This window comes from Lysobacter sp. Root690 (assembly GCF_001427785.1).
In the GTDB taxonomy this organism is placed as follows: Bacteria; Pseudomonadota; Gammaproteobacteria; order Xanthomonadales; family Xanthomonadaceae; genus Lysobacter.
Window position 1 is genome coordinate 853416 of the sequence record NZ_LMHM01000013.1, and the last position, 9143, is coordinate 862558.

The 9143-nt window shown below is 67.3% G+C and carries 9 protein-coding genes; 6 read left to right on the top strand and 3 right to left on the bottom strand.

What is annotated here, in order from left to right; genetic code table 11:
- Positions 1 to 17: 17 nt before the first annotated feature.
- The 3 genes from ASD86_RS15735 (at position 18) to ASD86_RS15745 (ending at position 1812) form a co-directional block, all read left to right on the top strand.
- Positions 18 to 626 carry a hypothetical protein gene (locus ASD86_RS15735; RefSeq protein ID WP_056112326.1) on the top strand — a complete coding sequence of 203 codons (609 nt, stop codon included), beginning with the start codon at positions 18 to 20 and terminating at the stop codon, positions 624 to 626.
- A 177-nt stretch (positions 627 to 803) separates the two neighbouring features.
- Positions 804 to 1121: a PAAR domain-containing protein gene (locus ASD86_RS15740; protein ID WP_082578392.1), complete on the top strand. Its 318-nt coding sequence runs from the start codon at positions 804 to 806 to the stop codon at positions 1119 to 1121.
- 94 nt (positions 1122 to 1215) lie between these two features.
- Positions 1216 to 1812, top strand: coding sequence for an HAD family hydrolase (locus ASD86_RS15745; RefSeq protein ID WP_056112329.1), 597 nt, complete (start codon positions 1216 to 1218; stop codon positions 1810 to 1812).
- Between the two features lie 438 nt (positions 1813 to 2250).
- Here the strand turns inward: ASD86_RS15745 and ASD86_RS15750 are convergent, their stop codons facing one another.
- Positions 2251 to 3681 carry a S41 family peptidase gene (locus ASD86_RS15750; RefSeq protein ID WP_056112333.1) on the bottom strand — a complete coding sequence of 477 codons (1431 nt, stop codon included), beginning with the start codon at positions 3679 to 3681 and terminating at the stop codon, positions 2251 to 2253.
- Between the two features lie 177 nt (positions 3682 to 3858).
- Positions 3859 to 5022: a linear amide C-N hydrolase gene (locus tag ASD86_RS15755; RefSeq protein WP_162253677.1), complete on the bottom strand. Its 1164-nt coding sequence runs from the start codon at positions 5020 to 5022 to the stop codon at positions 3859 to 3861.
- Positions 5023 to 5304: 282 nt separating this feature from the next.
- Between ASD86_RS15755 and ASD86_RS15765 the strand changes: the two genes are divergently transcribed.
- Positions 5305 to 5916 (top strand): hypothetical protein, encoded by a 612-nt coding sequence (locus ASD86_RS15765; protein WP_056112340.1) that lies wholly within the window; start codon positions 5305 to 5307, stop codon positions 5914 to 5916.
- 379 nt (positions 5917 to 6295) lie between these two features.
- On the opposite strand, the gene ASD86_RS15770 is transcribed toward ASD86_RS15765, so the two are convergent.
- Entirely contained in the window at positions 6296 to 7261 is a 966-nt protein-coding gene (locus ASD86_RS15770) for a chitinase (protein ID WP_056112344.1), read from the bottom strand.
- A 470-nt stretch (positions 7262 to 7731) separates the two neighbouring features.
- On the opposite strand from ASD86_RS15770, the gene ASD86_RS15780 reads away from it, so the two are divergent.
- Both ASD86_RS15780 and ASD86_RS15785 read left to right on the top strand, forming a co-directional pair.
- The gene (locus ASD86_RS15780; protein WP_056112348.1) at positions 7732 to 8418 is read left to right on the top strand and encodes a hypothetical protein; all 687 of its coding nucleotides are present in this window, start codon (positions 7732 to 7734) and stop codon (positions 8416 to 8418) included.
- A gap of 176 nt (positions 8419 to 8594) precedes the next feature.
- On the top strand, positions 8595 to 8939 hold the full coding sequence (locus ASD86_RS15785) for a RidA family protein (RefSeq protein WP_056112351.1): 345 nt from the start codon (positions 8595 to 8597) through the stop codon (positions 8937 to 8939).
- The last annotated feature ends 204 nt before the right edge of the window (positions 8940 to 9143 follow it).

The window sequence follows — 9143 nt, forward strand, 5'->3', positions numbered from 1 at the left end:
ATGCAGCGAGCTCCTCCATGCCCTTGTTGTCCCCCGCCGAACTGGCCTGGTACGTCACCGGCCGCTTCTACCGCCGACCCGATCAGTCCCTGGCCGACTACGGCTACTTCCTGCACCTGTCGGGCATCGACGCCGGCCTGTTCGCCGGTGCGATCGGCGAAACCACCGCGCATTTCACCTTCGCCGCGAAGCCGTTCGTCGCCGGCGGCGTCAGCAACGGCGCGCTGCAGCTGGGCCTGGACCCGGCCGGCGAGTTTTCGATCTATCTGCAACGCGAGCCGGCCGGCGATTTCGACTGGCCCGAATCGTTCGCGCAAGGCGAACGCATCGCGACCTTCCGCCGCACCGGCCTGGTGGTCGGCACCACGCTCAGCGCGCAGGTCGGCAGCGGCGAGGTGCCGGTGCTCGCCGACAACGTGTTCAGTGCCTTGTTGATCGACAGCCGGCCATTCGAATTCGGCGGCCGCCGCTACGATCTGGCCGAGCTGCTCGGCCGCGGCGTCACCCAGTTCGGCACCGCTTCCACGGTGCCCGTCGCATTTCGCGCGATTGCGCCGCATCCGCCCACGTACGACCTCGTATTGCCCTTTACCGGGTCAGCGATCGCGCTCGGCGCCGGCGCATGATGTCGGGCACACAAAGTGTGAGGTTGGGTGAGACGCAACTATTAATTGCTCTTGATCGCAACCGAAAAGGCCGTTAGACATGATCCCGGTCGAACAACGCGGAAGGCTCGGTCACGCGCGCGGCGCACCGACGTTTTCCCGCATGGGATCTGACGAAGCCGGTACGGGAGGTGGGTCATGATGCGGCAAACAATCACGGTCGGCGATACGACCAGCGGCGGCGGCACGGTGTTGGGCGGGCCGCGTCCCGATGCGGCGCCGGGTACGGGCATCGATGCGCGATGCGCGCGCCTGGGCGATGCGGTGCAGTGCGGCGTGCACGGGCCCACCACGATCGTGACCGGCGATCCGGCGCATCTGCTCGACGGCAAGGCGGCGGCGCGGCATGGCGATTTCTGCGCATGCGGCTGCATCCTGATTTCGCTGAGCCAGATCCGCGGCATCGTCGAGCACGGGCGCGGCTACGCGTTGGCGCAGATCGCGGTGCACAAGTGAGTCGCGCGGCGGTACCTGGCGGCGGCTTCGCCGGATGAGCGTGGCGGGCTAGACTCCGCGCGGGCCGCCGTGGCCCGCGATGGTTCCGTTGTGCATGGATCTGGCTCTGTTCGATTTCGACGGCACCATCACCGATCGCGAAACCTTTCCCGGATTCGTGCGCGCCACCGTCGATCGCCGCCGATTGCGTTGGGGCAGTGCGCTGCTGGCGCCGCACGTGATCGGCTACAAGCTCGGCTGGGTATCGGGCGAAGCGGTGCGCCGTCGCATCGTTGCGTTCGGCTATCGCGGCCGTCGCGAAAGCGAGGTGCGCGCGGCCGCCGAACGTTATTTGCGCGATGTGGTCGCGCAGCAGATCCGCCCTGAAGCACTGGAACGCATCGCCTGGCATCGCGAACGCGGCGACCGGGTGGTGGTGGTCACCGCCAATCTGGAACTGTTCGTGTCGGCCTGGTGCGAACAGCAGGGGCTGGAGTACATCTGCTCGCATCTGCAAGCGCGCGACGGCGTGCTGACCGGGCGTTACCTCGGCCGCGATTGCTGCGGACCGGAAAAATCGCGGCGGGTGCGCGAGCGGATCGCCTTGCAAGATTATGCGAGCGTGCATGCCTATGGCGATACGGTCGAGGATCGCGAGTTGCTGGCGCTGGCGGATCGCAGGTTCTATCGCTGGCGTGAAGTGGTGTCGTAGTCGAGGTGGCGCGGTCGCGGCTTGCGCCACTCCAACAGGAAGCTACCGATGCCACGTATCCAAATGTAGGAGCGGCGCGAGCCNNNNTGCGACTACGGCGAAACCTTCGCGACACCCTCGGATTCGCAATCGCGGCTCCTGGCCAAAATAATCCGCTTGCAAGCCACTTCCGCACAACGCATTCGCCGTAACGTCCCGATCGGAACGAACGAGGGCGCGGGAGCAGCACGATCCGGCTGGCTCCCGCGCGCGGGGCCCCACGACGCATCGGGACGAAGCAGGGCGTCGACGGCCATGACAACTGCGGTCGGATAGGGGGCAGACCACGGCCGCGACGCCCTGCATTGGGGAGAACGTCGCAGCGGTGGCGATGTGAATCGTGCGATCGACGTTACAGCCTCGACGGCAACAACGGCGATAACTTCGACGGCTACGCCCTCAAGGCGTGCTCTGCATCCGATAACGGTTCGATGAACCGTCCGAACGCAGGATTTCCAGCGCCGCGACGCGGCCGTCGGAGGCGCGTTCGAACTTGACCCGCACGCTGGGATCGGCGGCGACGTAGAACAGATCGCCCTGCAGCGTCGCCAACGGTTGCGGCGGGCGCTTGCCGTTGCGCAGGATCACCCGGCCGCCGTCCTGGCCGATCTGGATGCGTTCGTACTGGCCCAGGTAATCGGCCGTACTCGCGCTGTCGGCGGGTTTGGCCTGGGCCTGCAACGCGTCCAGGGCCCAGCGCGTGTCGACCGCGGCGGCGCCGCTGAGTCCTTGCTTGAGCGCCGCTTCCAGCGCCAATCGCTGCGCGGTCGCCAAGGCGTCGGCCGGCGCGACCGCGACATCGGGTATCACCCCGGTGCCTTCCCAATTGCCGTGGGTGATCGGGCTGACCGGCGAGCCGAATGAGACGAATACGCTGAAACCGGCGGCGAGCGGAATGTCGCCGCCGGGATTGGCCGCGCCGCCGCTGGCCTGTCCGACCACCACCGCGCGGCCGGCGTTCTTGAGCGTGTACGCCAGCGCTTCGGCGGCCGAACCGGTGCGCGCGCTGGTCAGCACGTACAACGGCACCTGCAGGCGCGGGTTCGGATACCAATCGGCCGGCGCTTCGGAGTCGGACCGCATCTCGTCGCCGCGGCGCAGGTGGAAGCGGTTGTAGATGTCGGCGTTCTTGGGGGTGAAGGCGCTGGTCAGATAGCCGACCGAGGCCGGCGAGCCGCCGCCGTTATCGCGCAGGTCGATGATCACCGAGTCGGTCGCGGCCACCAGTTGCAGCGCCGCTTCCAGCGCGCGCCGCGCCGGCTCGTTCGGGTCGCCGAATTCGAAGTGCGGCAATTCGCGCAGGTCGATGTAACCCACGTTGCCCGGCAGCACTTCGACCCGGCGCAAACCGTAATTGCGGCGTGGGCTGAAGTCGACCGGCGCGGCGCCACCGGGGCCAGGGCCGGATGCTGGACCTGGACCAGGACCAGGACCAGGACCGGGACCTGGACCGGGACCTGGACCGGGACCGGGACCGGGACGCATGCCGGGACTAGGCGCCTGGCCGGCGGCATCGGGCGCGCGCCAGTTGACCCGGAAATGGCCGTCGAGCGGACGGATGCGTTCGCTCAACGCGGTGGCCAGATCGCGCGGATCGTCGTAACGGTCGTAACGGCCCTGAGCGGCTTCGCCACGCAAGGCGGTGGCGATTTCCTTGCCGCGGTCGATGTCGTAGTAGTAAGTCTGGATCGCATCGGCGACCTCGGTGACCGTCGCGCGCGGCGACGGCGTGGCCGCCTGCGCTGCGACGGACAGCAGCGACAGGCACAGCAACGCCGAGCACTTGAGTGCGTTGCGCAGTGAACGGGAATACAGCGGAACGACGCGCATGAAACCTCCTCGGAAGAACCCGCCGCATGCGAGCGGCAGGCACGACGGACGAGGCAAGCCCGGTCATGCCGGACTTGCCGTTTGCGAGCCCGCGTATGCGGGTGCGTTGTCTCCGAGGATGCGGTCAGGCGTCGTTCCGTTGCAGCCGCGCGCGCGATTGCGATCGGCGCGGGGCATTCAAGCGAAGCTGGAACTCGCGTCGTTGTACCAGGTGCTGCTGGCCGGCATCACCTGGATCGACTTGAGCGCGGTGGCCGCGACGCTGCCGCCGCCGAAATCCAGACTGGTCAGGTCGACTTTCTGCACGATGCTGTTGAACGCGGTGCTGTAGTAGTAAACGAAGTTAGTGTGATCGCGCGCCACCTGCCACATGGTCCAATCGCCGACGCTCGGCACGCGCGGCTTGAGGTGCGGATGCGGCGACTGCGACAGCGACGCATGGGGCGGGCTCAGCAGCGCGGTGCCGTAAGGCGTGGCCTGGATCATCTGCACCATCTGCAGGGCGACGTTGACGATGGTCTGGGTGCTGTCGGTGGCGCCGGCGGTCGCGGGTGTCGGCAACCAGCCGGCGCCGTCGTCGGGCAGCAGGCCGAAGCCTTGGCGGAAGGTCGCGGCCTTGACGAAGCGCGAGGCCGACATGATGTCGCCGGGCAGGCCCAGCAGGCCGCTGCCGACCGGCGGTCCGGAATCATTCGAGGTGCTGGTGCCGGCGCCTTCCACGCTCAGATGCACGTAGCTGCTCAGGTTGGTGCGTTGCCAGTCGTAAGTCGGCGCGTTGGTCAACACGCCGTCGCTGGTCGCTCCGTCGGCGTATTCGGGCGGATAGACGTTCATCACGCCTTCGACGAATTCGATCACCACGCTGGCGCCGGTCGCGTCGGTGGCGATGAAATGCAGCGGCAGATAACTTCCCGTGCCGACCGCCGGGCCGATCACGTTGATGCCGGCCAGCGCGGCGACCACGTCGGGGACCGTGGCGAACTGGCTCATCACCCACGCGCCGATATCGCAGAACTCCAGAGGATTGCTGCTGGCGCTGCTGGGGTACGCGGTGCCCGGCAGCCACAGCGCCGCGCAGGACAGTCCGACTTCGTTGATGCCGTCGACAAAACACGGGGTTTTCGCCATCGACTGCGGATCGCCGAGACCGACGAAACCATAGCTGCCGATCCAGCCTTTCGACTGATTGGCGACGATGGGGAAGGTTTGCTGGGCGGGTACCAGGTACAGATTCGTCGGCAGGCCGCCGGTGAGCTCCATGCACCGCGTGGAGATGAACTGGGTCGGGTTGCCTTGGACGGCGGGGATGGTGGGCACTGCGAGCAAGAAGTTGGTGCACATGGCGAGCTCCTTTCCTTGGGCGATGCGGGTGCGTTTAAGTGGCGGGCCGTTGTGGCCGCCGGAGGCGAAAGCGGCGCGGTGGCGCGCCTTCGTGTGCTGCTTGTACGCCCGGGCCGGTGAGTCGGTTGCGAGGGTCGATGCGGAAGTGTGGCGCGATGCTCGCTTTGCGCTCGTATTCGTTCGCGGGCCGGGCCGAACCGGGTTTGACGTTGCTCGTGGCGGCGCCGCTGCGGCCTGCTGGCTTCGGTAGTAGGCTGGCGATCGGGCATCCGGGAGTCGGGCATGACGCATTCGATCGCGCGTTGGGCGCTGTGGCCGCTGGCGCTGGGCTTGTCGGCCTGCGGCGGGTCGGGCGATGAGGGCAAGGTCGCGGCGCGGGCGACGGCCGATGCATCCGCGACGAGCGCGACGGCTAGTGCAACCGCGGCGAGCGCGTCCGCGGCGGCGGGTGGTTTCGATTTCGCGAACTGGGTCGCCGCCAACGCCGCCTGCAAGGGCGAGTACTTCGCCGATGTGCAGGACCCCGCGTTCGCGAACACGCTGAGCGCGGCCGGCATTGAGGTCAGCGCCGACAGTACCATCGGCGAAGTCGGACCCAGCGGCGGCAGCCTGACCCCACGTGCGCCGACCAAGTTGCACGGCTTGCCGATCGTGCGCGTCGATTACGACTTCGGCAGCGGTTCGACCTTTGCCGTGGTGGTGCACGCCTCGGCCGAGCAGGCGCGCGCCGCGATCGGCGCGCAACCGTTGGCGGAGATCTATCGCGAGTATTACCGGCTCGGCGTACCGACCGCGGCGCCGAGCGAGGACACGCAGATGCCGGACATCCAGTTCGTGCGCGATGGCGACAAGCCCGGTACGCAGGAGATCGGTTGCGCGGCGTTCGATATGTGAATCTGGTCGTGAAGCGCGCAGGCCACGCAATCCCCCTGTAGGAGCGGCGCGAGCCGCGACCGCGCCATCGCGATCGCGATGGAACCTTCGTCGCAGCTGCAGTGTCGCGGTCGCGCGCGCGTCACTCTTACAAGAAGCTTTATCGCGATATTGCGATTGGTATGGATCGCGAACGATCGATGATGCCTTGGGTACGCAATCCGACTGTAGAAGAGCGGCGCAAGCCCCGACCGCGAATTCCCGATAATGATGAAGTTTTCGTCGTGGCAGCAATGTCGTGGTCGCGACTCGCGTCGCTCCTACAGTGGGCTATCGTGGCTGCGCGAGTCGATGCGAATACCGCGCCCGGCCGCCTGTCGCGGCCGGGCGCGCAGTCCGATCAACAGGTCTGGTTGTTGCCCGGCGCGACGCCGAGGATCGCGGCGAAATTGCGGTAGTACGCGCCGCGGTTGAGCATCTGCTGATGGCCCAGGCCGGTGGCGTTGCACTCGATGCCGCCGTTGATCGCGCGGATGGTTTCGCCGAACGCGCGCAGGTTGACCATCGCCTGATGCGGGGTGTTGCTGGCGCCGCCGCGCTGGGTCATCCAGTACCACAACGCGGTCTGCCAGGAGATCGCCGAATTGGTCGCGACCAGGTCGGGGTTGTTGAGCAGGTCCAGGCCCAGCGCGCTGCCGGCCGAGGCGTAGTTGTAGTTCCAGCTCAACTGGATCGGGCCGCGCCCGTAGTATTGCTTGCCGCCGCAGCTGCCCTGCGGTTGGCAGTAGTGATCCCAGTTGGCCTGATTCAATTCGCGGATATGCACCAGCCCGCCGGTTTCCTGGTTGACGTTGGCCAGGAACGCCGCCGCTTCCTGGCGCGCGATGGTGTCGCCGCCTTCCTTGGCGAAATTCGGATACGAGCGGATCGCCGCGACCAGGCCGGCGTAGGTGTAGAACGAATTGCGGTTCGGGAACATCTGGTTGAACTGCGCTTCGGTGACCACGAAGCCGCCGGTCGGCGGGTTGGTGGTATCGCAGTTGGTCGGTTGCCAGTACCAAGTGCTGATGGTCGGGTCGGTGCCGTCGCTGCCGTTGGTGCCGACGTTGACCAGCTTGTAGTACTGATTGTTCGGCGGGTATTTGACGATCGTGCCCAGGCTGTAGTTGACCCCGCGCGTCCAGGTGACGAAGGTGCAGGTCGCCGCGGGCGCGACCACGGCGGTGCTGGTGTACGCGCTCGGGGCCGGATCGGTCGGCGTTTGCGGCGCGGCGTAGGCGGCGGGGATGCAGAGCAGGCCGAACCAGCCGAGCAGGCCGTGTCCGGCCCAGGCGCGCGGGCCGCGCGTAGTGATGCGTGCGTTCATTTCGTATCCTCAGGGTGTGGGCGCGAGTCCCCCCGGGCGACGCACGCCATGCAGCGATGACGGATGCGTGTGTTGCGAGCGATGTTTCTTATGGTTATGAACGCGGCGGCCGCGATGGCGGTCCGTCGCCGCGACCGGGGCGATATCCGGGCGGTTCCGCGCCCGTTGCCGGCCGTTGCGGGCCATTGACGGACGATCGGCGGTGGCGACGGCCGCGAGCGACCTGGCGGCGACTGTAGCGGCGCGATTGCGGCTGAATCCGGGCGGCGGTCGCGAAAAGCGCGATGGCGGTGCGGTGGCGTACGGCGGCGATGCGCAGTCGCGACCCCGGTCGCATTCGCGTTGCGATGCGGCAACCCTTTCGCGCTGCGGCGCGGTATAAAACCCGGGCGATGCAGGGGCGCGACGTCCGCCGGTTCTCCCGGAGCATGTCCTTCAGGCCACGCCCATCCAGATCACGAGGTGAAGCGATGAACCACGCAAGCGCAATCGCAGCCGCCGCGCTGCTGGCTTCGACCCTGGCGCTGAGCGCCTGCGACCGCGCGAGCGCGCCGCAGGCCGCCGCACCGCCCAAGCCCGAACGCGCCGGCGAACCGCTGGACGCGGCCAAGACCGCCGAGCGCCTGGTCAAGATGCGCGCCCAGGCCTTCGCCGGCGATCAGCAGGGTCTGCAGAAGAATCTCGAAGGACTCAATCACGACGTCAGCCGTTCGATCCGCCTGGCCGATCAGGCGCGCAAGGTCGATCGCGAGAACGCGCGCGTCGCCGCCAAGAGCGTGAAGGGCGTCAACTCGGTGGTGTGGATCGACGGCGAGAACCTGCTCGCGCTGGTCAACCAGAACACCCAGCGCAGTTACGACACCATCGACGCGATCTGCACCCAGCTCGAACCGCTCGGCGATACCCTCGGCGTGGTGGTCAATCTGCAAAGCCGCGCGGCCCGTACCGGCGACGAACTGGAAATCCTCAGCCGCAACTGCCAACTGCCGCCGGGCGAACGCGCGATGGCGCAGCGCAATCGCCAGATCGACGTGCTGCCGCCGGAAGTACGCGCCCAGCATCGCGCCAATGCCGACGCGGCCCTGGCCGGTCCGGATCGCAGCGCCGAGCGCGCCGAGAACGAACGCATCATTCGGTCGAGTACGCCGGAGCTGTAGCGTTTTTGATCGGGAATCGGGAATCGGGAGGCGGCGAAGTCGATGGTGTTGATGAGGCGGTGTTCGCTACGAGCGCCGCCTGTCGCGATGCTCGCGCGGCATCGCTCCCGTCGCGACGAGGTGTGTGCGGCGCCGATCTGACCCACAATGGGCGCCCCACACGCATGAGGTGACACATGATCCAGCGATTCGACGTCGGCGCGCGCCTGTCGGAAATGGCGATCCACAACGGCACCGTCTACCTGGCCGGGCAGGTGCCCGACAACGAGGACCTGGACATCGCCGGCCAGACCCGCGAAACCTTGGCGTCGATCGATGCCTTGCTCGAACGCGCCGGCACCGACAAGAGCCGCATCCTGATGGCGCAGATCTTCCTGGCCGACATGGCCGATTTCGCCGGCATGAACGAGGTGTGGGACGCCTGGGTCGTCGCCGGCCACACGCCGCCGCGCGCGACGGTGCAGGCGCCGTTGGCCAATCCGAAGTTTCGGGTTGAAATCGTGGTGACCGCGGCGGTTTGAGGTGACTGGTATCGACCGCGACGGTGATGCGTCGCAGTCGGCCGGACGTGGCGTGATTCGATTTTTTGTTCTGGTGCGACGTTGGCCGGTCGGTTGGTGAAACTCTTGTTGTTGTCGCTATGCGCATTCCGGCGCATAGCGGTCGTATGCCACGCAATCCGACTGTAGGAGCGGCGCGAGCCGCGACCGCGGGGTTGCAACTGC